The 25,920-nt window shown below is 72.5% G+C and carries 25 protein-coding genes and 2 pseudogenes; 11 read left to right on the forward strand and 16 right to left on the reverse strand.

Annotation, left to right across the window (positions count from 1 at the left end):
- Window positions 1–60 precede the first annotated feature (60 nt).
- Both FHS34_RS25820 and pssA read left to right on the forward strand, forming a co-directional pair.
- Window positions 61–717: a phosphatidylserine decarboxylase gene (locus FHS34_RS25820; RefSeq protein WP_184969520.1), complete on the forward strand. Its 657-nt coding sequence runs from the start codon at window positions 61–63 to the stop codon at window positions 715–717.
- A gap of 22 nt (window positions 718–739) precedes the next feature.
- On the forward strand, window positions 740–1,558 hold the full coding sequence (pssA, locus tag FHS34_RS25825; RefSeq protein ID WP_184969644.1) for a CDP-diacylglycerol--serine O-phosphatidyltransferase: 819 nt from the start codon (window positions 740–742) through the stop codon (window positions 1,556–1,558).
- A gap of 261 nt (window positions 1,559–1,819) precedes the next feature.
- Here pssA and FHS34_RS25830 read toward each other — a convergent pair whose 3' ends face one another.
- Window positions 1,820–2,971 carry a glycerate kinase gene (locus FHS34_RS25830; protein WP_184969522.1) on the reverse strand — a complete coding sequence of 384 codons (1,152 nt, stop codon included), beginning with the start codon at window positions 2,969–2,971 and terminating at the stop codon, window positions 1,820–1,822.
- Between the two features lie 150 nt (window positions 2,972–3,121).
- Between FHS34_RS25830 and FHS34_RS25835 the strand changes: the two genes are divergently transcribed.
- Complete coding sequence (locus FHS34_RS25835) at window positions 3,122–4,195, forward strand: ADP-ribosylglycohydrolase family protein (RefSeq protein WP_184969524.1); 1,074 nt, start codon at window positions 3,122–3,124, stop codon at window positions 4,193–4,195.
- Window positions 4,196–4,223: 28 nt separating this feature from the next.
- Window positions 4,224–4,718, forward strand: coding sequence for an NUDIX domain-containing protein (locus FHS34_RS25840; RefSeq protein WP_184969526.1), 495 nt, complete (start codon window positions 4,224–4,226; stop codon window positions 4,716–4,718).
- 47 nt (window positions 4,719–4,765) lie between these two features.
- Here the strand turns inward: FHS34_RS25840 and FHS34_RS25845 are convergent, their stop codons facing one another.
- Window positions 4,766–4,966 (reverse strand): type II toxin-antitoxin system VapB family antitoxin, encoded by a 201-nt coding sequence (locus tag FHS34_RS25845; RefSeq protein ID WP_184969528.1) that lies wholly within the window; start codon window positions 4,964–4,966, stop codon window positions 4,766–4,768.
- A 69-nt stretch (window positions 4,967–5,035) separates the two neighbouring features.
- Between FHS34_RS25845 and FHS34_RS25850 the strand changes: the two genes are divergently transcribed.
- The 3 genes from FHS34_RS25850 (at window position 5,036) to FHS34_RS25860 (ending at window position 7,477) form a co-directional block, all read left to right on the forward strand.
- Window positions 5,036–5,347, forward strand: coding sequence for a hypothetical protein (locus FHS34_RS25850; RefSeq protein ID WP_184969530.1), 312 nt, complete (start codon window positions 5,036–5,038; stop codon window positions 5,345–5,347).
- Window positions 5,348–5,791: 444 nt separating this feature from the next.
- Window positions 5,792–6,769, forward strand: coding sequence for a hypothetical protein (locus FHS34_RS25855; protein ID WP_184969531.1), 978 nt, complete (start codon window positions 5,792–5,794; stop codon window positions 6,767–6,769).
- Between the two features lie 15 nt (window positions 6,770–6,784).
- Window positions 6,785–7,477: a hypothetical protein gene (locus FHS34_RS25860; RefSeq protein WP_184969533.1), complete on the forward strand. Its 693-nt coding sequence runs from the start codon at window positions 6,785–6,787 to the stop codon at window positions 7,475–7,477.
- Here FHS34_RS25860 and FHS34_RS25865 read toward each other — a convergent pair.
- The 3 genes from FHS34_RS25865 to FHS34_RS25875 all read right to left on the reverse strand — a co-directional run bounded on the left by FHS34_RS25865 (window position 7,410) and on the right by FHS34_RS25875 (window position 11,120).
- A complete protein-coding gene (locus FHS34_RS25865; protein ID WP_225817734.1) occupies window positions 7,410–9,812 on the reverse strand; it encodes a tetratricopeptide repeat protein in 2,403 nt (800 codons plus the stop codon). The genes FHS34_RS25860 and FHS34_RS25865 overlap by 68 nt on opposite strands.
- Before the next feature lie 154 nt (window positions 9,813–9,966).
- Entirely contained in the window at window positions 9,967–10,314 is a 348-nt protein-coding gene (locus FHS34_RS25870; RefSeq protein WP_184969537.1) for a hypothetical protein, read from the reverse strand.
- 185 nt (window positions 10,315–10,499) lie between these two features.
- Window positions 10,500–11,120: a hypothetical protein gene (locus FHS34_RS25875; protein ID WP_184969539.1), complete on the reverse strand. Its 621-nt coding sequence runs from the start codon at window positions 11,118–11,120 to the stop codon at window positions 10,500–10,502.
- 139 nt (window positions 11,121–11,259) lie between these two features.
- On the opposite strand from FHS34_RS25875, the pseudogene FHS34_RS44205 reads away from it, so the two are divergent.
- Both FHS34_RS44205 and FHS34_RS25880 read left to right on the forward strand, forming a co-directional pair.
- Window positions 11,260–11,370 (forward strand): annotated as a pseudogene (locus FHS34_RS44205) (cytidine deaminase); the annotation flags it as partial.
- A 44-nt stretch (window positions 11,371–11,414) separates the two neighbouring features.
- Entirely contained in the window at window positions 11,415–12,152 is a 738-nt protein-coding gene (locus FHS34_RS25880) for an SIR2 family NAD-dependent protein deacylase (protein WP_184969541.1), read from the forward strand.
- 18 nt (window positions 12,153–12,170) lie between these two features.
- Here the strand turns inward: FHS34_RS25880 and FHS34_RS25885 are convergent, their stop codons facing one another.
- The 8 genes from FHS34_RS25885 to FHS34_RS25920 form a co-directional block, all read right to left on the reverse strand.
- Entirely contained in the window at window positions 12,171–12,653 is a 483-nt protein-coding gene (locus FHS34_RS25885; RefSeq protein WP_184969543.1) for a methylated-DNA--[protein]-cysteine S-methyltransferase, read from the reverse strand.
- Between the two features lie 11 nt (window positions 12,654–12,664).
- The gene (locus FHS34_RS25890) at window positions 12,665–14,143 is read right to left on the reverse strand and encodes a DNA-3-methyladenine glycosylase 2 family protein (protein WP_184969545.1); all 1,479 of its coding nucleotides are present in this window, start codon (window positions 14,141–14,143) and stop codon (window positions 12,665–12,667) included.
- Window positions 14,144–14,225: 82 nt separating this feature from the next.
- Window positions 14,226–15,047: a methylenetetrahydrofolate reductase gene (locus FHS34_RS25895; protein WP_225817735.1), complete on the reverse strand. Its 822-nt coding sequence runs from the start codon at window positions 15,045–15,047 to the stop codon at window positions 14,226–14,228.
- A 338-nt stretch (window positions 15,048–15,385) separates the two neighbouring features.
- Window positions 15,386–15,838 (reverse strand): DUF7144 family membrane protein, encoded by a 453-nt coding sequence (locus FHS34_RS25900; protein WP_184969549.1) that lies wholly within the window; start codon window positions 15,836–15,838, stop codon window positions 15,386–15,388.
- Between the two features lie 151 nt (window positions 15,839–15,989).
- A complete protein-coding gene (locus tag FHS34_RS25905; protein ID WP_184969551.1) occupies window positions 15,990–16,499 on the reverse strand; it encodes an O-acetyl-ADP-ribose deacetylase in 510 nt (169 codons plus the stop codon).
- Window positions 16,496–17,914, reverse strand: a complete 1,419-nt coding sequence (locus tag FHS34_RS25910; RefSeq protein WP_184969553.1) for a phytoene desaturase family protein — start codon at window positions 17,912–17,914, stop codon at window positions 16,496–16,498. The genes FHS34_RS25905 and FHS34_RS25910 overlap by 4 nt, the downstream gene beginning before the upstream one ends.
- Window positions 17,915–18,003: 89 nt before the next feature.
- Entirely contained in the window at window positions 18,004–18,849 is an 846-nt protein-coding gene (locus tag FHS34_RS25915; protein WP_184969555.1) for an inositol monophosphatase family protein, read from the reverse strand.
- 94 nt (window positions 18,850–18,943) lie between these two features.
- Window positions 18,944–20,806 carry a gamma-glutamyltransferase family protein gene (locus FHS34_RS25920; protein ID WP_184969557.1) on the reverse strand — a complete coding sequence of 621 codons (1,863 nt, stop codon included), beginning with the start codon at window positions 20,804–20,806 and terminating at the stop codon, window positions 18,944–18,946.
- Window positions 20,807–20,926: 120 nt separating this feature from the next.
- Between FHS34_RS25920 and lplAB the strand changes: the two genes are divergently transcribed.
- On the forward strand, window positions 20,927–21,991 hold the full coding sequence (lplAB, locus tag FHS34_RS25925) for a lipoate-protein ligase LplAB (RefSeq protein ID WP_184969646.1): 1,065 nt from the start codon (window positions 20,927–20,929) through the stop codon (window positions 21,989–21,991).
- Window positions 21,992–22,230: 239 nt separating this feature from the next.
- Complete coding sequence (locus FHS34_RS25930) at window positions 22,231–22,902, forward strand: hypothetical protein (RefSeq protein ID WP_184969559.1); 672 nt, start codon at window positions 22,231–22,233, stop codon at window positions 22,900–22,902.
- 61 nt (window positions 22,903–22,963) lie between these two features.
- Here FHS34_RS25930 and FHS34_RS25935 read toward each other — a convergent pair.
- From FHS34_RS25935 to FHS34_RS25945, 3 genes and pseudogenes are all read right to left on the reverse strand, one after another.
- Window positions 22,964–23,104: pseudogene (locus FHS34_RS25935) on the reverse strand (FHA domain-containing protein); the annotation flags it as partial.
- A gap of 149 nt (window positions 23,105–23,253) precedes the next feature.
- On the reverse strand, window positions 23,254–24,780 hold the full coding sequence (locus tag FHS34_RS25940) for an NCS1 family nucleobase:cation symporter-1 (protein ID WP_184969561.1): 1,527 nt from the start codon (window positions 24,778–24,780) through the stop codon (window positions 23,254–23,256).
- Window positions 24,781–24,899: 119 nt separating this feature from the next.
- Window positions 24,900–25,919 carry a TIGR03842 family LLM class F420-dependent oxidoreductase gene (locus FHS34_RS25945; protein ID WP_184969563.1) on the reverse strand — a complete coding sequence of 340 codons (1,020 nt, stop codon included), beginning with the start codon at window positions 25,917–25,919 and terminating at the stop codon, window positions 24,900–24,902.
- Window position 25,920: the final 1 nt, after the last annotated feature.

Genomic DNA, 25,920 nt, shown 5'->3' on the forward strand with positions numbered 1-25,920 from the left:
GATCCCGGGAAAGCCGCCGTCCCCCGTCGAGCGCGGCATCATCCGCTACGAAGGTCATCCATGCCCCACAGCCAAACCTCTGCACACCGCGACAGCCTGGTAGGCGCACGCCTCGCGCGCGGAGCATCGCCGTGGCTTCTCCCGACCGTCGCCACCGCAGCCCTCAGCCTGGCCCGTGCCCGCCGCTCCGGCGTGGCGAAGGCCGTCGCAGTGCCCGCCACCGCGCTCGCGGCGGGCATGCTGTGGTTCTTCCGCGACCCCGAGCGCGAGATCGCCACGGGCAGGGTCATCTCCCCCGCCGACGGTGTGGTGCAGAGCATCATGCCGTGGAAGGACGGGCGCACCCGCGTCGCGATCTTCATGAGCCCGCTCAACGTCCACGTCAACCGCGCGCCGCTCGCGGGCACGGTGACGTCGGTCGAGCACATCCCCGGCGGCTTTGTTCCGGCTTTCAACAAGGAGAGCGAGAACAACGAGCGCGTAGTCTGGCATTTCGACACCGAACTCGGCGACATCGAGATGATCCAGATCGCCGGCGCGGTGGCCCGCCGTATCGTGCCGTACCTCCCGGAGGGGACGAAGGTCGAGCAGGGCGACCGCATCGGTCTGATCCGCTTCGGCTCGCGTGTCGACCTCTACCTGCCCGAGGGCGTGGAGGTCGCGGTCGAGGTCGGTCAGAAGACCGTGGCTGGGGTGACTCGCATTGACCGTGATTGATCCGGAGACCCAGGCCGGCTGGGTGCCCGAGGCCGACGAGGTGGACGACGAGGAGGAGATGCCCCTCTCGCTCCGCCTGTCGATAGCGGACACCCTCACGCTGGGTAACGCCACGTGCGGCTTCATGGCGGTGTACTTCACCACCACCGGCATCCTGATCCCGCACCTCACCGGGAGCCAGGAGTCCGGCATGGCCCGCCACAGCGCGGCCACGGCGGTCATCCTGATGCTCTGCGCGGCCGTGTTCGACCTGTTCGACGGGCTGGTGGCGAGGAAGCTCCGCTCCTCCCCCATGGGTGCCGAGCTGGACAACCTCTCGGACCTGATCAGCTTCGGACTCGCCCCCGCGTACTTCGTCCTCGTCTACGGCATGGTCGCGGACGACGCGCACCAGCGGGTGGCGGCGGTGGGCGCGATCGTGGTGCTGCTCGCGGTCGTGCTGCGGCTGGCGCGCTTCTCCTGCGTGACGCTGAAGGACGGCATGTTCCAGGGCATGCCCTCGCCGTTCGGCGCGCTGACCGTCGTCTCGATCGTGCTGCTGGAGCTGCCCTTCGTGGCGACGCTGCTGGCGATCCTGGGGACGGCCTGGCTGATGGTGAGCCGGGTCGAGTACCCGAAGCCGCGGGGCCGCCTGGCCGGCGCGATGCTCGCCTGGATCGTGCTCTCGATGGGCCTCCTGGCCGCGTGGGCCTTCGACGCCCCGAGCGGTCAGCTGCTCCTCCAGACGGGCTGCGCCCTGCAGCTGGTCATGGGCGCGGTGATCCCGCTGTTCGCCACGGCCCGCCGGGTGAACAACTTCCGCGACAACCGGCGTGAGGCTCGCGCGGCACAGCTGCCGTAGCGCTTCGCTCCAAGGGCCCCGGACCACCTGGTCCGGGGCCCTTCGCCGTCTCCGGCACCGGCGCAGCCGGGACCCACGGGGCCCTTGACCTCCCGGCCTCGCCCACCCACCACCCGACTCGGCGGGCCGGAAAGCGACCGACGAGGCCGAGCCCGGCCCGCGCCGGTTCCGCGACGGGCGGTGCCCGGGGGGTGCCTCTGTGGCGGACCGAGACGGGTGGGTGGGCCAAGGGGGGGTCTGGGGGCGGAGCTCCCAGGGGGCTCAGCTCAGGCGGTCCTCGGCGATCCGGGCGGCGACGCGCTCGAGGATCGGCCCGGCGTCCGCGATGCACTTCGCGACGTCGGGCTCGACCGAGGTCAGGGGGTACGCCTCGGCGATACCCGCCCCCGCGAGCGCCTCCGTCGGCAGGGCCAGCCGCCCGCACACCGCCACCACGGCCTTGCCCGCGGCCCGCGCCGCCGCGGCCACCCCCGCCGGCGCCTTCCCGTGCAGCGTCTGCTCGTCCAGCGACCCCTCGCCGGTGATGACCAGCGAGGCCCGCTCCAGGGCGGGCGCGAAGCCCAGCACGTCCAGCATCACCTCGATGCCGGGGCGGAAGCGCGCGCCCAGCAGGAGGGCGCCGTAGCCGATGCCGCCGGCGGCACCCGCCCCCGCAGCCGCCGCATACTCTGCGGCCCGCGGGCCGGCCTCGGCCTCCAGCACCTTCGCGAAGTGCGCCAGCGCCGCGTCCAGGGCCGCCACGTCGTCCGGCGAGGCCCCCTTCTGCGGGCCGTAGACGGCGGGAGCGCCCTTCGGCCCGGTCAACGGGTTGTCGACGTCACTGGCGAGCACCAGCTCGACCGAGGACAGCCGGGGGTCCAGGCCGGAGAGATCCGCGCGGGCCAGCTCGGCGAGGCCGCCGCCGCCCGGGGACACCGGCTCGCCCTTTTCGGTGAGGAACCGCGCGCCCAGCGCCGACAGCATGCCCGCGCCGCCGTCCGTCGTGGCGCTGCCGCCGACGCCGAACACGATCGTCCGCGCGCCCGCGTCCAGCGCGGCCCGCAGCAGTTCGCCGGAGCCGTAGGTCGAGGCGGTCAGCGGCGCGAAGACGCCCGCCGGCAGCCGCTGGAGGCCGCTCGCCTCGGCCATCTCCACGACCGCGGTGCCGTCGCGCAGCGCGAACGCCGCCGTCACCTCCTGGCCGAGCGGCCCGGCGACCCGGACCTCGCGCCGTTCGAAACCGGCCGCGACCGCCGCGTCCACGGTTCCGTCGCCGCCGTCGGCCACGGGCAGCGCCTCGACCCGGAGATCCGGCACGACCCGGCGCAGGCCGGCCGTCACCCGCTCGGCGACCTGCACGGCCGTCAGCGAGCCCTTGAACTTGTCCGCGGCGATGAGCACCCGACGGGTCTCGTTCCCTGCAGCGTCCGCCACCTTGTCTTCCCCTTGCTCTCCGGGCCCCGCGCACGTCAGGGCCAGTCGCGCCGCTGTGACCATAACCGCAGGACACCCCCGCCGTCATGCCCCGCCCGAACCGTGGGAAGCCGCTGGGAGCCGGCTGGGCAAAGTGGGTACACCCCTGCCATGGACACCCAGCGCACCGGACCGGAACTCGCCGACCGCATCCACGGCGGCTGGCTCGGCCGTATCGCGGGCAACATGCTGGGCAAACCGGTCGAACAGGGCGAGGTGTGGACCCGCGACCGCATCGACCGCTATCTGCGCGGTGCGTCCGCCCTGCCGCTGACCGACTACCTCCCCGAGCCCGCCGACGCGGACGAGGCCGCCGTACTGCGCCCGGAGTGGCGCCAGTGCGTGCGCGGCCGGATCCACGGCAGCTGCCGGGACGACGACGTCGACTACGCGATCCTCGGCCTGCACCTGCTGGAGACCCACGGCTTCGGCTTCAGCACCGAGCAGGTCGGCGACCTGTGGCTGCTCAGGCTGCCGTACCTGCAGACGTTCACGGCGGAACGCGCGGCGTACCGGAACCTCGCGAACGGGATGAAGCCGCCGCTGACGGCGACGTACGAGAACCCGTACCAGGAGTGGATCGGCGCGCTGATCCGCGCCGACGTCTACGGCTGGACCTGCCCGGGCGATCCCGTCCGGGCCGCCGGTCTGGCCCGCCGGGACGCGGTGCTCTCGCACACCGGCAACGGCGTCTACGGTGCGATGTGGGCCGCCGCGCTGATCTCGGCGGCCTTCACCGCCCCGACCGTCCGGGACGCCCTGGACACCGCGCTCACGGTCGTCCCGGCGAGCAGCCGGCTGGCCCGGACCGTACGGCGGGTGGCGTCCCTGCACGAGACCCGGCTGCCCTGGGAGGAGACGCTGGCCACGGTGTCCGAGGAGACCGCCGGGCTGGGCTGGATCCACACCGTGCCGAACGCCGCCGTGCTCACCGCCGGGCTGCTGTACGGCGACGGCGACTTCACCCGGACCATCGCCCTGACCGTGCGCGGCGGGCTGGACACCGACTCCAACGGGGCGACGGCCGGCTCGGTGGCCGGCGTCCTCACCGGTGCCGACGCCATTCCGGGCCGGTGGCGGGACCCGCTGGAGGACACGGTGCACAGCGCGGTGTTCGGCTTCGACGGCGTGCGTATCAGTGCGCTGGCCGAACGCACCCTGCGCCTTGCCTCGACCGGGACGTAGGGGCGGGGTGGCTGGTTACCCTTCCCCCATGACCACCACTCCTGACTTCGCCGCGTACATCGCGGGCCTGCCCCGTGTCCTCGCCGGGGCCGCCGCGCTCTTCCGGGACGCCGAGGGTCGGGTGCTGCTCGTGGAGCCCAACTACCGGGAGGGCTGGGCGCTGCCCGGCGGGACCATCGAGTCCGACACCGGGGAGACGCCGCGTCAGGGCGCCCGCCGGGAGACGCTGGAGGAGATCGGGCTCGACCGTCCGCCGGGCCGGCTGCTCGCGGTGGACTGGGTGCACGGCGTGGGCCGGCCGCCGCTGGTGGCGTACCTGTACGACGGGGGCGTCCTCACCGAGACCGACCTGAAGGCCATCCGCCTCCAGGAGGAGGAACTGCTGTCCTGGCGTCTGGTCGCCCGCGACGACCTGGCCGCCCATCTCCCCGACGCCCTCGGCCGCCGCGTGCTGGCGGCCCTGGACGTACTGACGAACGGCTCCGACACGGCGGAACTGGAAAACGGCCACCGGGCGGCCTGACCGCTCAGGTCCCGCCCCCCGGCAACCTCTTGGCCCGCCGTGACCGCTCAGCCCTCTGGGTCCCGCGGCTTGGTGTCGGCCTCGCGCAGTGCCTCGTCGCGGGCGGCGGTCCGTGCCTCGGTCCGGTGCCCGCGCTCGATGTAGTCCCTCACGACGAGCTCGACGGCGTCCTGCGGATTTCCCACCCCCGCCAGCACCATGACCTCCACGACGAGCTGGGCGTCGAGCGAGACAGTCACCTTGGCCATGCCGGGACGCTAGCATCGGGGGCTCCCCACGGGGACCGATTCCACCCACCCGAGGACCGTTCCGCGCCCATGCCCCGCCCCGCCGACCCCGCCGACGACCGGGGCTGTCTGCGCCTGGTGCTCGCGGTGCCACTCGCCCTCCTCACCGCCGTCGCCGTGTACTCCTGCTGGACGGCACTGACCATCCGGCCCTCCGGCCCCTGGGACGACGACGCGTACGCCGGCATCGTCCTGGCCTGCGCGTCGAGCATCGCGGCGGCGGGCGGGACCGTCGTGCTGCGACTGCTGCCCGGTGTCCGGCGGGTGCTGCCCTGGAGCTGGACGCTCCCGGCACTGCTGCTGGGCACGGTGGCCGCGATGCGCTGGGCGGCGTCCGGCTGACCCGCGTCCGCGCCGGCTGATCCAGACGACGCTGGGCCGACTACATCACCCTGCGGGACACCGTCTACGACCCAGGGCTAGGGCGGCCGTTGCAGGGGTATGCCACGCCTGGCATGAACCATGGAGGGATGGTGGTGCAGTGGCGGAGCCGTTCAGCCGGCTCGCCGGCCGCCGCCCGGGAGAAGAGCGCCCTCGTCCGCCACGTAGGAGTGGGGCGTGGTACGGATGAAACCGGTCGCGACGGGAGCAGATCCGGGACAGGAACGGGAGTCCGCGAAAGTTCCGAGTGGTGGTCACGAACTCGGCGCTACCGTGACTGACCGGCAGCCGGGATCCGCATCGGAACCCGCGACCGCGACTGGCCCGCTCCTGCCGCCTCGACCACCCTCCGCGTCGGTTCGCGAACGCGCCGCGCTGCAGGACAACACAGACTGAGGAGTTGATGTGAACGTCCCGAACGGACCCATACGCGGCCCCTTCCGCGTGGACCGCTCCCGCTCCATCACTGGAGCGGCCCGCCCCGGGGCGGGCGAGTGCGTGGTGGTCCTCCTCGGCACCGCGCTCCACTGTCTGCCCAAGGGCGAGTTGCCTACGTCCGGACAGCGGTGGTTCCGGCCGAAGAGCGAGTACTGGGTGGTCAATGTCGCAGTGGAGAGCACGTCTCTCGCCGTCGAACTCGACAGCGCCGACAAGGGCTTGCGTTTCCACGGCACCATCGATGTCGACTGGCGCATCGCCGATGCCAAGCTGGCGGTGGAGCGGGGGCGATTCGATGTGGAGCGGCTGCTCAGGCGTCTGATCGGACCTCGCCTCAGCGCGGCTGCGAAGGTCTGCGCGTACGACGCCGTGCGGGAGCTGGAGGAGCGCCTCGAGCGCGAGCAGTTCACCGGTGAGAGTGGTGATGGTCTGCTGAAGATCGTGGATGTCGGCTTCGATCTGCGGCCGGATCCCGCAGCCACCGAGATCCACCGTGCCGGAGCACTGGGGCAGATGCGGCGCAGCCAAGCCACCGAGGTCCTCGAGCAGGGCGGCATCGGCATCACCGCCGAGGTGCTGAGCCAGAATCCAGAGGTCGCGGTGGAGATGTACCGCAACATGCGCGATGACGCGCGTTTCGCACTCCTCGCCCAACTGGAGGTCGCCAAGGCCATGCATACGCCGGAAGGCAGCGAGGAGCACGAGCGGGCGCGTGCTCTCCACGAGTTACTTGCTCAACTGGGCGTGTCTCTGCCGGGCACGGCTCAGGAACTGCCACTGCCGCGTCCCGCCGATGGTCCTCTCCAACTCGACAAGGTGCGACCGGGGCCTCGGGACGGTCGGGACCGGGGAGACAACCGCGGCGAAGACCTCGACGATGCAGACGCACGCGCGGATCCCGACGAGGGCGGCCGGAACGACCGCGCACACCACGTGGACGAATAAGGGGGCCGGCCACCAGTGATCGAACCCTTCGAGGCACTGGGGGAGGCGTGGCAGGACGCCTTCTCGTGGTTCGTCTATCCGATTCGGATGCCGCTGCTGATCGTCGCCTGGGTCGTACTGATCCGGCTCACTGCGCTGTGGGTTGCGCCCCCGCTGGGAAGGATCATCGCCTGGGCCGGCCCGAAGTTCGCGTGGCTTGTCGGCACCGTGCTGCTCGCCCCGGAGTACGCGTACACGATGCGACTCATCCGCCAGGGAGCGGGTATTCCCCTGGCACTGCGTCTGTACGGTGAAGGGGTGGAGAGCGCCACGGACTGGATGACGGCGTCCGGGCGGGCTCTGGGCAGACACGTCAGAGGCTTTACCGCCGTCTCCACGAAGGCCGCCCTTGCGCTCGTCCTCCTGTGTGTCGCTGTCTACAACCTGAACGTGCTGCGCCACGGCTCCGAACTTGATCCGCCGAAAGCGCCGGCGACGATCTGGTGGAAGTCGTTCCAGGCCTGGCTCGATGACCCGCAGCACCCGCTCTGGAGAGACACCCTGCCGCGCTCCGGTCCCCACAGCCCCCACCACACCCCTCACTCCGGGAGAGCGCCCATGGGTGAGTTCAACGGCGGGCGGTTCGACGGAGAAGCAGCCTTCAGGGCCGGGCCCGCCTCTTCCTCCGGAGCCGCGCTGCCCACCGGTGGAGCCACGACCGGTACGTGACCTTCGGCAGGCCATTGCCCTTCGCCCTTTCCGCCCAAGCCAGGACTTCCCCTTGGGTCGTCAGGGTGTCGGGGTGGTCGGTGCCCTGCACCCGCCGCCGGTCGGACACCAGCTCCGCGAACGCCTCCGCCGCACCCGCGGCATCACCCGCCTCCCCCTGCCAGTAAGCCAGGTTGTGGCGGGCCGCCAGGGTGTCGGGGTGGTCGGCGCCCTGCACCCGCCGCCGGTCGGACACCAGCTCCGCGAAGGCGTCCGCAGCGCCCGCCGCATCACCCGCCTCCCCCCGCCAGCGAGCCAGGCTGTGCCGAACGGCCAGAGTGTTCGGGTGGATGGGGCTCTGAGTACGCAATTGGTCAGCCAGCAATTCCGTCAAGGCCTCAGCCGCACCCGCCGCATCCCCCAGCTCTCCCCGCCAGCGAGCCAGACTGCGCCTGACAGCCAACGTATTGGGGTGATCAGCACCCTGCACCCGCAACTGGTCCGCCAGCAATTTCGTCAAGGCCTCAGCCGCACCCGCCGCATTCCCCAGCTCTCCCCGCCAGCGAGCCAGACTGTGCCTGACAGCCAACGTATTGGGGTGATCAGCACCCTGCACCCGCAACTGAATCTCGACAAGCTCTGTGAGCGCGGCGGCCGCCTTGGCCGCGTGGCCGGCCTCTCCCCGCCACCGCGCCAGGTTGTGGCGGGCCGCCAGGGTGTCGGGGTGGTCGGCGCCCTGCACCCGCCGCCGGTCGGACACCAGTTCCGCGAACGCCTCCGCCGCACCCGCCGCATCACCCGCCTCCCCTCTGCAGTGGGCGAGATTGTGGCGGGCCGCCAGGGTGTCGGGGTGGTCGGCGCCCTGCACCCGCCGCCGGTCGGACACCAGTTCCGCGAACGCCTCCGCCGCACCCGCCGCATCACCCGCCTCCCCCCGCCACGACGCGAGATTGTTCCGGGCAGCCAAGGTGTCGGGGTGGTCGGCGCCAAGATGGCGCTCGGCCTTCTCGTGCAGGTCGCGGAAGTGGTCGACGGCTGCCGCGAACTGCCCGGACTCACCAAGGCTTCTGCCGGCGCGGTAGAGCACGCGGTGAACTTGGCCGGAGTACAGGTCCGCACCCTCGACCAGGTTTGCCAAGGCGGCGGTGTTGGCGCACAACGACTGCACGAAGCGGGTGTCGAGTTCCGACTCGGGCCAAGCATCCATCAGCGCGTCAGCCGCCGCGCGGGCCAACTGACGGCGGGTGTCGGCAGCGAGACTGTCCCGGGTGGCGCGCTGAACGAGCCGGTGCACACGTACGGTTCCGACGTGGTCATCCGGCGCATGGTCGAGCAGGCTGAGACGATGTGCGGCGCGCAGGGCCAGAACGGCGTCCTGCACGGTCGGAGCTGCGCAGGCACCGGGGGGTGCATGCGTGAGAGCCTCGTCATCAGGGCTCTCGTGCGTTCGTGTCAGCGCCAGGTACTCCAAGGCCGAGGCGCTGGTGAGAACGGCTTGGGGGATGCCGTTGGGGTCGAGCATGCTCGCCATGCACAGCATCGGCCGCGCCAGACCGGCTGGGCGCAGGCAGTCGGCACGTTCAAGGGACAAGGACCAGGCAGCAGCGACTGCCACCCCTTGGCCGTCGGGCAGACGCTCGGGGGCGGCGTCCGCCAGGGTACGCGTACGGTCTGCGAGCAGTGCCCGGTAATCGGCGATGCCCTGCCCTGTGTCGACGAGGTAGGCAGCGGCCTGGGACAGGGCGAGCGGCAGAAAGCCCAAGTCGCGGGCGAGCGCACCGGTCTCGACGGGCTGTGCGGGGCGTTCGGGGGCGTCCAGGGCTTTGGTCAGGTACGAGGTGGCTTCGTGGGAGGTGAACGTGCCCACGTCGACCCGGAGGCGACCGTCACCGACCAGAGCGGCGTCCCGGCGCCTCGTGGTCACCAGCGTCCGCCCGTGAGGGTGGGGTGGCGGCCACAACTGGTCCAGGACATCGGGGTCGGCTACGTCGTCCAGCACCACCAGCCAGCGGCACCGAGGGCGCACGGGAGCCGCCTCCAGCCACCCGAGGAACATCTCCGCGGCACGGTCGAGATCACGCTTGTCAGCCCCGCACAGCACCTCACCCGCGTCAGCATAGGCACGCAACACCGCATCGCGGCTCGTCGCATTCACCCACACCAGGGCGTCGATTTTCCCTGCTTGCAGAGCTGAGCGGGCGTAGTCCGCCGCCAGCTGTGTCTTGCCCACCCCTCCCAGCCCGCTCAGTACTCGCCCCGTCACCCCCGTGTCGCTTCCGTCATCCAGACAAGAACGCAACCGGTCGGCCTCCGCCCGGACTTGGAACCATGAGGATCTCGGCGGTATGGCTCCCACTACGGGCGGCCGGTCGGACCCTGCCCGGGGCCCGGGACCGTCGGCAGGGGGATGTACATGCACATTCCCCGCGACCTGGAAGACGTCTCCTTCCGCTCGTGCCTGCTGCCAGGTACGGCGCTGCCCCGAACGCTCCACGACCGGTCCCCCTGACTCAGCTGCGGTCCCCGCCGACCTGATCGATGTCACCGCCACCATCGCTGCGGGCCTTCTGCCACACGTCCGTCGCAGCAGTGGGCGCCCCGCTTCCCACGCTGCCCCCCGTCTGCCGGACACCGCCCCGGCCGCGCGCGAACTGCCGGACACGACGGGTCCCCGACCCGCCGGCCTGCGCCGCCCACCAGCCCAGCGCTGCCAGCACTCCCGCCGCGACCACACCGGCCACCGGACCGATCACATCCCACGGATCGTCGCCGCTCCACACCGCCCAGGGCACCGCCACGGCGGCGAACGCCACCAGCGACCCCGCCACCGCCACCAGCCACCGCGCCGCAGCCTGCACACTCGCCCCCGAGCCATCTCGCCGACACACGCCCAAGCAGTTCATGCTGGCACGCCGACGCCCGCACCAGCCCGAAGAAGCCGGAATCCGGATCGGCCGCCCAGTAGGCGCATGTGAGGCCTAAAAGAGAACGACTGCTGAGACTCGGCACCCTGGCACCGGAGCTTGGACAGGGCTGGTCGGTATCACGTACTTGGGCGGTACAGGGCCACCGGGTCGGCCCATCCGCCGAGGCGGCGGGAGAGCCCGAAGCGCTGAGGGAGCCACCAGCGGCGTCCGGCACGTTCCGGGGTGACAGGTGACCACTGTGAGCCGGACAGGTCTTCCACGCCCCACCACGTCTTGACGGCTTTCGCTCCGTGCATTTTCAGCAGCGGCCAGCGCGGAAGGTGCAAGCCGATGTAGAACATCGAGACGTCGTCTCCGCACTTGGTGGTGTAGAAGTAGCGCTCAACGTCCGTGTAACTTGCCCCTAATCCGCAGTCCAGCCCCATTGTTCCCCCGAGCCAGGTGAGAGCCAGTTTTCCGCCGGCCGGGATGGACGGAACCAGTACCGGGTTGAACCAGACCTCGCCGTGGAGGCCTCGTTCGAGACTGGTCCGTGCGGCTTGGGCTACCACGACGTTGGTTGCCGGACCCGTGCCTACGTTGACGAGCCACCACTTCGGCGCGCTGCCGTCAGCCTGCCCGCTTTCCCACATGAACTGCAATACAGGCATGTGGGTGCGTCGACCGGATGCATAGGACAGGGCCAGCGAGCCAAGTGATACGAGCACCGCAAGGACCGAGATCAGAATGGTCGGCATCGCCCCTCCTGTGCGTGACAGACGCGCGTCCTCCCTACCCGCTGTCTCGTGACCGGATGCATCTCGACTACGAGGCGGCAGGCGGCCTCCCACGGCCAGGAGCGGGACCTGAACACCCCGTGCCGACGAGGGAGAGAAGATGACCACACGTCCCCACACCGTCGATCACTGACTCGTCCAGGCCGCGGCCCATCTCACGCGCACTCGGTACCGCGGCGACAACCACACCGCCGCGGCAGCGTCGCGCGCCGATACTCGCTCGCTCCGAGCGGGCGGGCGTTCTAGCCTCGGTTCATGACCAAGCCGCTCGTGGCCGTGTTCAGTGGTGCCGGCATCTCCACCGACTCCGGAATTCCCGACTACCGTGGGCCGAACGGGCTCTGGCGGCGGGAGCCGGAGGCCGAGAAGCTCGTGACGTACGAGTACTACATGACGGATCCGGAGATCCGGCGGCGGTCCTGGCGGATGCGGCGCGAGAACCGGGCGTCGGCCGTCGAGCCGAACGCCGCGCACCGGGCGGTCGCCGAGCTGGAGCGGTCCGGTGTCCCGGTGCGGGTGATCACGCAGAACGTGGACGGACTGCACCAGCTCGCCGGGATGCCCGCCCGCAAGGTGCTGGAACTGCACGGCAGCGCGCGGAGCGTGGTGTGCACGGAGTGCGGGGCGCGCGGTCCGATGGAGGAGGCCCTGGCCCGGCTGGACGCCGGTGAGGAAGACCCGGCCTGTCTGGCGTGCGGGGGCATCCAGAAGTCGGCGACGGTGATGTTCGGCCAGCAGCTGGATCCCGTCGTCCTGGGCGAGGCCCTGGCGATCAGCAAGGCGTGCACGGTGTTCGTCGCCGTCGGCAGCAGTCTTCAGGTGCAGCCCGCCGCCGGCCTGGTCGGGGTCGCCGCCGACAACGGCGCCCACCTGGTCATCGTCAACGCCGAGCCGACGCCGTACGACGAACGCGCGCACGAGGTCGTCCGCGAGCCGATCGGCACCGCCCTGCCCCGGCTGCTGCCCGGCCTCGTCCGGCAGTTCGGCGGCTAGCGGGGCCGGTACGGCACGTCAGAACAGGGCGGTGCCGCGTTCGAAGTCCAGCAGGCGGCGCTTGCGGTCCAGTCCGCCGCCGTAGCCGGTGAGGTCGCCGCTCGCGCCGATCACCCGGTGGCAGGGGACGATGATGCCGATCGGGTTCTTGCCGTTGGCGAGGCCGACCGCGCGGGACGCCTTGGGATTGCCCAGCGCTTCGGCGAGTTGGCCGTAGGAGCGGGTCTCGCCGTACGGGATGCGGGTCAGCTGTTCCCAGACTCTGCGCTGGAACGGAGTGCCCTGCAGGCGGAGTTCGAGGGTGAACTCCTTCGACTCGCCCGCGAAGTAGGCCGACAGCTGCTCCTCGGCCGCCGCGAAGGGCGCGTCGTCGTGGGCCCCGAACGTCTCCTCCGCCGGGCGGTGGCGCTGGTCGGCCATGTAGAGGCCGCACAGGACGCCGTCGTCGGCGACGAGGGTGAGCGGGCCGTAGGGGCTGTCGATGACCGTGTACTGCTTCATGGCGAAGGTCCTCACGCGGGCAGGAAGTTGATCGGGTGGCTGTCGGTCGCCCACAGGTACTGCACCGCGTAGGCCCGCCAGGGCCGCCAGCCCTCCGCGCGGGCGGTGAGCGCGGCCGGGGTGGCCGGCAGGCCCAGCTCCTTGGCGGCCCGCCGGACACCGAGGTCGGTGGCGAGGAACGCGTCCGGGTCGCCCAGGGCGCGCATGGCGATGACGTCCACGGTCCAGGGACCGAAGCCGGGCAGCGCGAGCAGCCGGGCGCGGGCCTCCGCCCAGTCGGCGTCCACCCCCAGCCGCAGCTCGCCGTCGGCGAGCCGGCGGACGAGGGTGGTGAAGGTGGTGCGCCGGGTGCGGGGCATGGCGAGGGTCTCGGGGTCGACGCCGGCCAGTGCCTCGGGGGACGGAAAGAGGTGGGTGAGGCCGCCCTCGGGGTCGTCCAGGGGTTTGCCGTGCGCGGTGACCAGGCGGGCCGCGTGGGTGCGGGCGGCGGCCGTGGACACCTGCTGGCCCAGTACGGCCCGGACGGCGAACTCGGCCTCGTCGACCGTGCGCGGCACCCGGCGGCCGGGGCCCCGGTCGACCAGCGGGGCGAGCAGCGGGTCGGTGCGCAGCCTTTCGTCGACGGCGACCGGGTCGGCGTCCAGGTCGAGCAGGCGGCGGCAGCGGCTGATGGCCACGGTCAGGTCGCGCAGGTCGCTCAGGGTGAGCCGGCAGGCGATGTGGTCGGGGCGCGGGGCGAGAGCGGCGATGCCGTGGCCGTAGGGCAGGCTGAGGGTGCGCCGGTAGGAGCCGTCGCGCCACTCCTCCACGCCGGGTACGGCGGTGGCGGCGAGGTGTCCGAAGAGGTTGGACGGGTTGAGCGGGGCGCGGAACGGCAGCCGCAGCGTGAGCACGCCGGGGGTGCTCGCGCCGCTGCCGGGAACCCGGGCGCGCAGTTCGCTCGGGGACAGGGCGAAGACCTCGCGGACGGTGTCGTTGAAGGCGCGGATGGAGGAGAAGCCGGCCGCGAAGGCGATCTGCGCCATGGGCAGCGAGGTGGTCTCGATGAGCAGCCGTGCGGTCTGGGCGCGCTGGGCACGGGCGACCGCGAGGGGGCCGGCGCCCAGCTCGGCGAGCAGCTGCCGCTCCACCTGCCGGGTGCTGTAGCCGAGCCGGGCGGCCAGTCCGGGCACGCCCTCGCGGTCCACGATCCCGTCGGCGATCAGCCGCATGGCCCGGGCCACCAGGTCGGCGCGCCGGTTCCACTCCGGGGAGCCGGGGCTGGTGTCGGGGCGGCAGCGCTTGCAGGCCCGGAACCCGGCCTGCTGGCAGGCGGCGGCGCTCGGGTGGAACGTCATGTTCTCCGGCTTGGGCGGCACGACCGGACAGCTCGGCCGGCAGTAGATCCGGGTGGTCAGAACGGCCGTGAAGAACCATCCGTCGAACCGCGCGTCCTTGGACTGCACGGCACGTACGCAGTGCTCCCGGTCGAGGTGCGTCCCTGTCTGCATGTGTCCAGCATCGGCCACCGGCCGCCTTGGTCGCTGGCGGAAATCCGACACGTACGTGGGCCCGGCCAGGGGTCCGGCCGGCTCATGAGGAGTGCGTGGCGGGGGCGCTCTGCTGCGGGAAGCGGGTGATCCACTCGGCGGTGGTCCGCAGCCCGCCGAACGTGTAGAAGTGCACCTTCACCGCGCCGTGGCGAGCGGGGTCGTAGCGGTCGGCCAGGCTGTGCAGGAAACGGTCCGGGCCGGTCGTGCCCATGAGGTTGGTCAGCGAGAACCCGTACTTGCGGGCGACGGAGGCGCTGGTGCCGACGCCGAACCGGGTGGCGTAGCCCAGCAGCCGGCGCACCCCGGCCGGTCCGGGGACGCCGATGCGGACGGGCAGCCGCACGCCGCGGGCGCGGAGGGCCTCCAGCCAGGTGAGGACCGGGTCGGCGTCGAAACCGAACTGGGTGATGACGTCGCCGGTGAACCGGCCGGCGTCGATGGCCGCCGCCTTGTCCGTCAGCGCCGACCACAGCTCGTGGTCGGCTATGCCGGGGTGGCCCTCGGGGTAGCCGGTGATGCCGATGTGCCGGACGCCGTGGTCGTGCAGCAGCCCGGTGCGCAGGACGGCGAGCGCATCCGCGTAGGGGCCCTCGGGCCGGGCGGGGTCGCCGCCGACGACGAACACGTTCTCGGCGGTGCCGTCGGCCGCCAGCCCGCCGAGGAACTCCTCCAGGGCCGGCCGGGAGGGCAGGCGGCGCGCGGAGATGTGCGGTACGGGGACGAAGCCGAGCCGTTTGACCGCGCGGGCGGCCGTCAGCCGTGTTGCGGTGTCCTCGCCGGCGAGGAAGGTGATGTTGATCCGGGTGCCCGGAGGGATGCTGCCGCCCGCTTCCTCGAGCCTCGCGACGTCCTTGCCGGTCATCTCCAGGGAGAAGTCGTCCAGCAGGCAGGCGCCCCGCCCCGGGCTCCCTGCGCCGCGCGGGCGGGGGGTGGTGCCCTCGGGCGACTCGGTGAGCGCGGGGTTCATGGTGCTCCTCGTACGGCGGCGGTTCTGACCCCGGCCGATGATGTCACGCGGACCACGGCGGGCGTGGGCCAGGGTGCTCGGCATACGGACCAGGTGCGGGCCGCGTACCCCGGGCTGTCCGCCGGCGCGCCGTACGCGCACCCGGCATCCGCGGCCGTCGCGCGGGCGCCGCCGCAGGCGCCAGGACGCGAGGGGCACCGCCCTCGCCGGGCGCCCTGACCGGCGCGGTGGCTTCAGGACACCGCTTCCTGACGGGTCGCCAGGGCCCAGATCACGAAGATGTCGATGGCCATCAGGACCAGCGACCAGACGGGCGCGTACGGCAGGAACAGAAACTGCGCGATGAGGCTGAGCGCGACGAGGAACAGGCCGACGATCCGGGCCCACGCCATGTCCATGAGCAGGCCGACACCGGTCAGGAGGACCAGGGCGCCGAGGATGATGTGGAGCGTGCCCCAGCCGGTGAGGCTCATCTTGTAGATGTACGCGCCGATGCGGAAGTAGACGTCGTCCCCGGCGACCGCGGCGATCCCCTGCAGGATTCCGAGGACACCTCCGCACACCATCAGGACGCCGGCGAACGTGATCCCGCCGGTCACCCAGCCACTGCTCCGGGTGGCGGTCTGCCGCGGCGGCCCCGAGCCGCCCGAGGGAGTCGGTCCGGTGGGCTGCGCTGCCTGGCTCATGAGCGTTCCTTTCTGCCTCCCCGTCGTGCGGTGCGCTCCGTCCTCGTGGGGCGTACCGGCACTCCGAGCGTTGGCCAGGCGGCGTCGGGGCGCACCGCGGATGACGCCGTTCGGGTGAAGTCCGGGCCGCTGTGCGGTGTCGGGGCCGCCGTCAGCCGACCTGGCGGGCGAACGCGTCGTAGGCCCGGTCGTCGAAGAGGACGAAGCGCACCTCTTCGACGGCCGTCCGGGTGCTCCGTACCGCCTCCACCGCGATCCGGGCCGCGTCCTGAATCGGCCATCGGTAGACGCCGGTGGAGACGGCCGGGAACGCCACCGTACGGGCGCCGAGTTCACCGGCGACGCGCAGGGACTCGCGGTAGCAGGAGGCGAGCAGCTCCGAGCGGTCCTCGCTCTCGCTGTACACCGGGCCGACGGTGTGGATCACCCAGCGGGCGTCGAGCTCGCCCGCCGTGGTGGCGACCGCCTGGCCGGTGGGCAGGCCCTTGCCGTACCGGGAGGCGCGCAGGGCACGGCACTCGTCCAGGACGGCGGGGCCGCCGCGGCGGTGGATCGCGCCGTCCACGCCTCCGCCGCCGAGGAGCGAGGAGTTCGCGGCGTTGACGATGGCGTCGGCGCGCTGCCGGGTGATGTCGCCCTGGACGAGGGTGATGGTGGTCATGTCTGCCTCAGTCTCCGCCAGACCGCCTTGGCCGCGTTGTGGCCGGACATGCCGTGGACCCCGGGGCCCGGCGGGGTGGCCGAGGAGCAGATGAAGACGGCCGGGTGGGGTGTGTGGTAGGGGAACAGGGACAGTCTGGGGCGCAGCAGCAGCTGGAGTCCGGAGGCCGCGCCGCAGGCGATGTCGCCGCCGACGTAGTTGGCGTTGCGGGCGGCCATCTCGGCGGGTCCGGCGGTGGCGCGGGCGAGCACGCGGTCGCGGAAGCCGGGGGCGAAGCGTTCCAGCTGGCGTTCTATGGCCTCGGTGAGGTCCCCGGACCAGCCGTTCGGCACATGGCCGTAGGCCCAGAAGACGTGCTTGCCCTCGGGGGCACGGCCGGGGTCGACGACGCTGGGCTGCACGGTGATCAGGAACGGCTTGTCGGGGGCGCGGCCCTCCCGGGAGGCGGCGCGCAGGGCGGTGCCGATCTCGGTGTGGTCGGCGCCGATCTGGACGGTGCCGGCGACGCGGGCCTCGGGTGCGGTCCAGGGCACCGGGCCGTCCAGCGCGTAGTCGATCTTGAAGACGCTGGGGCCGTAGCGGTAGTTCGCGTAGTAGTCGCCGAAGCCGGCGATGCGGGCGAGCGCGGCGGGCGAGGTGTCGAAGACATACGCGCGGGCGGGCGGCAGGTCGTCCAGGCGCTTGACCTCGTAGTCGGTGTGCACCTCGCCGCCGAGGTCGCCGAGGTAGCCGGCGAGGGCGTCGGAGATGGCCTGGGAGCCGCCGCGGGGCACCGGCCAGCCGTGGGCGTGGGCGGCGAGGGCGAAGACCAGTCCGATGGCGCCCGTGGCCAGACCGTCGAGCGGTGCCATCACATGGGCGACCAGGCCGGCGAAGACGGTCTTGACCCGCTCGTCCTTGAAGCGGCGCATCAGCCACGTGGACGGCGGGAGGCCGGCCAGTCCGAAGCGGGCCAGGGTGACGGGGTCGCGCGGGAGCGCGGTCAGCGGCAGCGACATGAAGTCCCGTACCAGCGTGTCCCAGTGGGCGAGGAGCGGCTCGACCAGTCTGCGGTACGCGCCCGCGTCGCGCGGTCCGAAGGAGGCCGCGGTCTCGGCGACCGAGCGGGACAGCACGGCCGCGGTGCCGTCGGGGAAGGGGTGGGCCATGGGCAGCGGGGCGTGCAGCCATTCGAGGCCGTACCGGTCGAGCGGCAGGGCGCGGAACGCCGGGGAGCTGATGCCGAGGGGGTGGGCGGCCGAACACGGGTCGTGCCGGAAGCCGGGGAGGGTCAGTTCCCCGGTGCGGGCGCCGCCGCCCACCGTGGACTTCGCCTCGAACAGGGCCACGGAGAAGCCGCGACGGGCCAGCTCCACGGCAGCCGTCAGTCCGTTCGGACCCGCACCCACTACGACCGCATCGAGCATCGACGGCACCTTCGGACCCCTTCGTCAGCCGACGGCCATTCCGGGTCAGGATATGCCGGGGGACGGACACTCCCCCGGCCCGGGTGACCCCGGCGGGGTCAGGAACCGGTGCGCAGCAGGCCTGCCACCCGGCGGGCGGTGGCCGTGTCCCGGGCGGCTGTGAACGGCAGGGCGTTGCCGCCGGTGACCCGGAACGGCTCGCCGGACAGGGTGAGGTGCGTGCCGCCCGCCTCCTCGACCAGGAGCAGACCGGCCGCGTGGTCCCAGGCGGCCTCCCAGGAGAACGCCACGGCGTCCGACTCGCCCCGGGCGACGGCGAGATACTCCAGGCCGGCGGAGCCGCACGGGCGCGGGGCGAGGCCGTCGGTCCACAGGGCGCGCAGCGCGCGCTTCTGGTCGTCGGTGGTGTAGTCCGGGTGCGAGGTGGCGACGACGAGGTCCCGGCCGGGCTCCGGCGGGCCCGCGAACAGGCGCTCGCCGTCCAGGAAGGCGCCCCGGCCGCGGACGGCGGTGGCCAGCTGGTCGCGGGCCGCGGCGTAGGTCCAGGAGGCGATGACGACGCCGCGGTGGGCGAGGGCCACCAGGGTGCAGAAGCCGTCGTCGCCGTGGACGAACTGGCGGGTGCCGTCGACCGGGTCGACGATCCAGACGGGTGCGTCGCCCTGGAGGGCCTGGTACACCGCCGGGTCGGCGTGCACGGCCTCCTCGCCGACCACCACCGAGCCGGGCAGCAGCGAGCCGAGGTCCTCGGTGAGCCGCAGCTCCGCGAGGCGGTCGGCGTCCGTCACCAGGTCGTGCGGGCCGCTCTTCTGGTCCACCTCGTGCGCGGCGAGGCGGCGGAAGCGGGGCAGGATCTCGGCCGCGGCGGCCTTGCGGACCGCTTCCTCCACGTCGGCCGAGCAGCGGGCGAGAAACTCGTCGATGGTTTCCGTCTCTTCGAACATGCCTCTTATGAGAACACGCCCCACTGACAGGCCCCGCCCCGCGGGTGTACGCGGGGTGGAATCCGGATGAAGGACGGGAAACCCGGCCGGGCCGTCAGCGGCCGACGGCGTATCCCTGCATCCCGCGCGGGTTCGCCGCCGCCGACAGCACGCCCGTCTCCGGGTCCCGGGCCACCGCGCACAGCCGCCCCTCGGACCAGGCGGGGCCGACGGTGACGTCGTGGCCGCGCCGCCGCAGCTCCTCGATCACCTCGGGGGCCGTGCGGGACTCCACGGTCACGCTGCCGGGGCGTCGCCCGCGCGGGTGGAAGGAACTGGGGAAGCTGTCGTTGTGCCAGTTGGGGGCGTCGATGGCGCCTTGGAGGTCGAGGCCGCCGCGGACGGGGGCCCGCAGCACGGCGGCCAGGAAGAAGTGCAGCTGCCACTGGTCCTGCTGGTCGCCGCCGGGCGTGCCGAACGCCATGACGGGCACCCCGCCGCGCAGTGCGAGGGACGGGGTGAGCGTGGTGCGGGGGCGGCGGCCGGGGGTGAGGGTGCTCGGCAGGCCCTCCTCCAGCCAGGTCATCTGCAGGCGCGTGCCGAGCGGGAAGCCGAGTTCGGGGACGACCGGGTTGGACTGCAGCCAGCCGCCGCTGGGCGTGGCCGCGACCATGTTGCCCCAGCGATCGACGACGTCCAGGTGGCAGGTGTCCCCCTGGGTCGTGCCGTCGGCGGCCACCTGGCTCTCCCCGGTCACCTGCGCCTCCCCGGTCACGTCCGCGAGGGCCGGATCGCCGGGCAGCGGCGCGACGGTCGGCTCGCCGGCGCCCATCGGGTCGAAGCCGGGCACCGCGCCGGCCGGCACGCACGCGTGCGCCTGTGCGGTCAGCCGCGGTACCCGTCCGCCGGGGCTGCCGGGCCGCAGGTCGTAGGAGGCCTTCGCGCCGATCAGGGCCCGCCGCTCGGCGTTGTAGCCGTCGGACAGCAGGTCCGCGAGGGGCACCTCGGCCGCGTCCCCGTACCAGGCCTCGCGGTCGGCCATGGCCAGCTTGCAGCCCTCGATCAGCAGGTGGACGTACTCGGCGGAACCGTAGGCGGGCAGCTCGGGCGGGAGCAGGGCGAGCTGCTGCAGGAAGGCGGGGCCCTGGCTCCACGGGCCGGCCTTGCACACGGTCCAGCCGTTCCAGTCGTACGTCACCGGTGTCTCGTAGCCCGCCGACCAGCCCGCCAGGTCGGCCTCGGTGAGCGTGCCGGTGTGCCGCTCGCCGCTGGTGTCCAGGGTGGGCCGCCGGGACTGCCGCAGCAGGGCCTCGGCGATGAAGCCGGAGCGCCACACCTCGCGCGCGGCGTCGATCCGCGCCTCCCGGTCGCCGGCGTGGGCGGTCTCGGCCAGCAGCCGCTTCCAGGTGGCGGCGAGCGCCGGGTTGCGCAGCAGCGTGCCGGGCCGGGGCGCCCTGCCGCCCGGCAGGTACACCTCGGCCGACGAGGTCCACTCGGTCTCGAACAGCCGCCGTACGCTCTCGACGGTCGCGCCGACGTTGTCCACGGGCGCGTGCCCGTGTTCGGCGTATCCCACGGCGTACTTCAGGACGTCGTCCAGGGACTTCGTGCCGTGGTCGCGCAGGAGGAGCAGCCAGGCGTCGAAGGCGCCGGGCACGGCGGCGGCGAGCGGTCCGGTGCCCGGTACGAGGTCCAGCCCGAGCCCCCGGTAGTGGGCCGGGGTGGCGCCCGCCGGGGCGACGCCCTGTCCGCACAGCACGCGCACGGCACCGCCCGCCGGGGCGAGCAGGATCGGCACCTCGCCGGCCGGCCCGTTGAGGTGGGGCTCGACGACGTGCAGCACGAAGGCACCGGCCACGGCCGCGTCGAACGCGTTGCCGCCCTCCTCCAGGACCGCCATCGCCGACTGGGAGGCCAGCCAGTGGGTGGACGACACCATGCCGAAGGTGCCTTGGAGGGTGGGCCGGGTGGTGAACAACAGCGTGCTCCTCCGCTCGGATACGGCTTCCGGGTGAAGCGTACGGAGGTGATCGGCTTCCGGGAACACCGCGACCGCGCCCCGCGTTGATCCCGTGCGGCAGGAACGGAGGCCATGGCGGTGCATGGTGAGTACAAGGTGCCCGGCGGCAAGCTCGTCGTGGTGGACGTGGACGTCGAGGACGGGGTGCTGCGGCACGTGCGCGTGGCGGGCGACTTCTTCCTGGAGCCGGACGAGGCGCTGGAGGCGGTGAACGGCGCGCTGGAGGGCGCGCCCGCGGACACCGGCACGGCCGGGCTGGCCGCGCGGATCGACGCGGCGCTCCCGGCGGGGACGGTGCTGTACGGCCTGACCTCGGAGGGCGTCGGCGTCGCGGTGCGCCGCGCGCTCGCGCACGCCACGGACTGGACCGACTACGACTGGCAGCTGATCCACGAGCCCGCGCAGCCGCCGGCATTGCACATGGCGCTGGACGAGGTGCTGACCGCCGAGGTCGCGGCGGGCCGGCGGCCACCGACGCTGCGGGTGTGGGAGTGGGCGGCTCCGGCGGTGATCATCGGCAGTTTCCAGTCGCTGCGCAACGAGGTGGACCCGGAGGGCGCCGCCCGGCACCGCATCGAGGTGGTGCGGCGGATCTCCGGCGGCGGCGCGATGTTCGTGGAGCCCGGCAACACGATCACCTACTCGCTGTCGGTGCCCGAGTCCCTGGTGCACGGCCTGTCCTTCCAGGACAGCTACGCCTATCTGGACGACTGGGTGCTGGGCGCGCTCGGCGACATGGGCATCCGGGCCTGGTACCAGCCGCTGAACGACATCGCCACGGACCAGGGCAAGATCGCGGGCGCGGCGCAGAAGCGGGTCGTCGGACCGGGCGGGGGTCCGGGTGCCGTGCTGCACCACGTGACCATGTCGTACGACATCGACGCCGACAAGATGGTCGAGGTCCTGCGGATCGGGCGGGAGAAACTCTCCGGCAAGGGGACGGCGAGCGCGAAGAAGCGGGTCGATCCGCTGCGCCGGCAGACGGGGCTGGCGCGTGAGGCCGTGATCGACCGGATGATCGAGTCCTTCCGCGCACGGTACGGGCTGGCGCCCGGCAAGGTCACCGACGGGGAACTGGCCCGGGCGCGGGAGCTGGCGCGCACCAAGTTCACCTCGCCGGAGTGGACGGCGAGGGTGCCGTAGCCGCGGCGTCCGGGGGTACGTCCGCCGGGGTGGCGGTCGGCGAAGTGGCGCGGCGCGGGTGTGGCGGCGCGGGTGTGGCGGCGACGTAAGGGGGTGAAAGGGACATCTGCCGAAGGGTTCTGTCACCGGGCGAGCACGCAGCGAGTTTCCGCTTCCGCCCCACAGACAGTCGTGTGACACTGTCGTCCCCGTCCACATTGCGGACCCCTCCGCACCACCTCCCCCACGAGAAGTGCGCCGTGCGTTCCCTTCCTCTGCCGCTCGCGCTCACCGCGCGTCTGTCGCCGGTCGCGGTACTCGCCTGCGCCGGCTGGGCGCTGACGTCCGGTCCGGCGGCCCCACCCGCCGCCGCCGGTCACCAGACCGTCCAGAACACACCCGCGGGGTCCTCCGTCACGGCCGCGCCCTCCTCCACGGCCGCGGCGAACGCCTACTCCACCGCGCCCGCGCCCTGCGCCGGTGTGCCCGCGGCCACCGTCAAGTCCCTGGTGCCCGGGGCGAAGACGGCCGGCAAGGAGATCCCGTCGACGGACACCAAGCTGCGCCGCACCTGCTCCTGGAACGCGCTGCACGGTTACGACTACCGCTGGCTCGACGTGTCGTTCGAGATCGGCGCGTCGGAGCAGGACGCGAAGAAGGGGTACGAGCAGCGGGTCGCGGAACGGAGCGGCGGCGGGACCGTCCCGGGGCTCGGGGACAGCGCCTACTCGGTCGTGAACCTCACCACGGAGGACGGCCAGCAGACGCGTGAGGGCGTGGTGCTGGCCCGCGTCGCCAACGCCCTCGTCGTCGTCACCTACAGCGGCAGCGACTTCGAGTCCAAGAAGGCCCCCGACACGGACGAGATCAACAAGGGGGCCATCAAGGCGGCGAAGTCCGCGGTGGCCGCGCTGGGCGGCGGCCGGGGCTGAGCCCGCGGCCGCCGGAGCCGAGGCCCCGGACGCCCGGTGGCCAACCCCCGGCCGCCCCTGCTCAGTCCGCCGGTTCAGCCGGCACGTCCTCGACTCCGTGGACCACGAAGCCGACCCGAGGGCCGAGTTCGACCCGGTCGCCGTCGCGCAGGCGGACGGCCCGGGCCGGCGTCAGGACACGGTCGTTGACGCGGGTGCCGTTGGTGGCGCCCTGCGGGACCTCGCTGGTGCCCGTTCCCCGTTTCCCGGTGGCGGAGCCGGGCGCGCCTCACCGGCATCCTGCCGGACAACGCCCGGCTCCCGGCCGGTTTCCGCCCGGACCGCGCCCGCCGCGGCGGAGTGCCGACGGGCTCAGCCGGTGCGCCGGTCCCGGCCCGATGCCAGGGTCAGTGCCAGGTACAGCACCGAGGAGGTGCCCAGGCCCACCGCCCAGCCGTAGTCGGCGAGCGGGGACAGCGCCGGGACGGGGCGGCCGTCGATCAGGGGTTTCAGGCTCGCCCCGCCGATCGCGAGGACACCGCCCGCCAGGAAGGCGACGACCGCCCGCCAGTTCCAGCCGCCCGTGTACCAGTAGCGGCCGCCCGCTCGGTACAGGTCGGCGAGGTCCAGTCGGGTGCGGCGCAGCAGCCAGTAGTCGGCGACGAGGATGCCCGCGACGGTGCCGAGCAGACCGCCGACCAGGCCGAGCCAGGTGAAGATGTAGCTCTGCGGGTCGGAGTACAGCTTCCAGGGGAAGATGAGGACCGCGAGGACGGCGGTGATGAGCGCTCCGGTGCGGAAGCTCACCTTCCTGGGCGCGACGTTGGAGAAGTCGAAGGCCGGGGAGACCAGGTTGGCGGCGATGTTCACGGACAGGGTGGCGACCAGCACGGTGACCAGGGCGTAGAGCAGGCCGACCACGTTGTCCGTCTTGGCGGCGAGCTGCACCGGGTCCCAGACGGGCTCACCGTAGACCGCCTGCGAGCCGGAGGTGACCAGGACCGACAGGAACGCGAACAGGGTCATCGTGGTGGGCAGGCCGAGCGCCTGGCCCCAGGTCTGCGCCTTCTGGCTCTTTCCGTAGCGGGTGAAGTCCGGGATGTTCAGCGACAGCGTGGACCAGAAGCCGATCATGCCCATCAGGGAGGGCCAGAACAGCTTCCAGAACTCCCCGCCCCAGCCGAGCCGGGAGGGCTGGCCGAAGAGCGGGCCGACGCCGCCGGCCTTGCTGCTCATCCACCACAGCATCACGAGGGCCCCGACGAGGACGAACGGCGCGGCCCAGTTCTCGAAGCGGCGGATGGTCTCCATGCCCCGGTGGATGATGGCGACCTGGAGGGCCCAGAAGATCGCGAACGACAGCCACATGGTCCAGGCGTGGCCGCCGACGTGCGCGGCGTCCGTCCAGCTGTCGCCGATCAGTTTCCCGGCGAGGAAGTAGATGGCCTCGCCGCCGATCCAGGTCTGGATGCCGAACCAGCCGCACGCCACCAGCGCCCGGACGACGGCGGGCAGGTTGGCGCCGCGCACGCCGAAGGAGGCGCGGGCGAAGACGGGGAAGGGAATGCCGTACTTCGGGCCGGCGTGCCCGGTGAGCAGCATCGGGACCAGCACGATCAGGTTGGCGAGGGCGATGGTGAACACCGCCTGCTTCCAGTCCATGCCCACCGCGATCAGTCCGGAGGCGAGGGTCCAGGACGCGGTGTTGTGGGCCATGCCGACCCACAGGGCCGAGAAGTTGTACGTGGTCCAGGTGCGCCTCGCCGTGGGGACCGGGAGCAGGTCCTCGTTGGCGTAGGGGCCGCTGGGCGGCGGTGTGCCGGGGGCGAGTTCCACGCGCCCGTCCGGGAGGGTGACCTGGCCGGACGTGGGTATGGCGGGGTGAGCGGTGTCGGTCATGGGCTGGCCAATCGGGGAGAGACGGATCGGGAGAGGCCGTTGCGGGCACCAGCCCCCTCCCCGGGACGGCGGGGAGGGGAGACCAGGAGGAGCGTGGGGGGCGGACTCGCGGGAGCGGTTCAGGCGTTGACGGCGGGGATCACCCGGCTTCCGTAGGCGTCGATCGTGGCCTCCTGCGCGTCGTGCATGTCGTACACCGCGAACTGGTCGACGCCCAGGGCGCGCAGTGCCCTCAGTTTCTCGATGTGCTTCTCGGCGGGGCCGATGACGCAGAAGCGGTCGACGATCTCGTCGGGTACGAACCGGGTGTCCGGGTTGTCGCTGCGGCCGTGGTGGGCGTAGTCGTATCCCTGCCGGGCCTTGATGTAGTCGGTGAGTTCCTCGGGGACCTGGGCGGAGTGTTCGCCGTACTTGGCGACCAGGTCGGCGACGTGGTTGCCGACCATGCCGCCGAACCAGCGGCACTGGTCGCGGGCGTGGGCGAGGGCCTCGGGCGAGTCGTCCTCGGTGACGTACGCGGGGGCGGCGACGCAGATCGTCACCTCGGCGGGGTCACGGCCGGCCGCCGCCGCCGCGTCCTTGACGGCCTTCACCATGTACTCGGTCAGGTACAGGTCGGCGAGCTGGAGGATGAAGCCGTCGGCCTCCTCACCGGTCATCTTCAGCGCCTTGGGGCCGTACGCGGCCATCCAGACCGGGAGTTCGGCGCCTTCCCCGACCCACGGGAAGTGGATCCTGGTGCCGCCGAGGTCGGCCTCCGCGCCGCGGCCGAGGGCACGGATGACCTTCATGGCCTCGCTGATCCGGGCGAGGGTGTTGGGTTTGCGGCCGGCGACACGCATCGCGGAGTCGCCGCGGCCGATGCCGCAGACGGTGCGGTTGCCGAACATGTCGTTGAGGGTGGCGAAGGTGGAGGCGGTGACCTCCCAGGTGCGGGTGCCCGGGTTGGTGACCATCGGGCCGACCTTCAGCTTCTGGGTGTTCGCCAGGATCTGGCTGTAGATCACGAACGGCTCCTGCCAGAGCACGGCGGAGTCGAAGGTCCAGCCGTAGCGAAAGCCGTTGCGTTCGGCCCGTTTCATCAGGCTGACGACGCGGGAGGCGGGCGGGTCGGTCTGCAGGACGAGTCCGAAGTCCATG

The organism is Streptomyces echinatus (assembly GCF_014203595.1).
Taxonomy (GTDB): domain Bacteria; phylum Actinomycetota; class Actinomycetes; order Streptomycetales; family Streptomycetaceae; genus Streptomyces; species Streptomyces echinatus.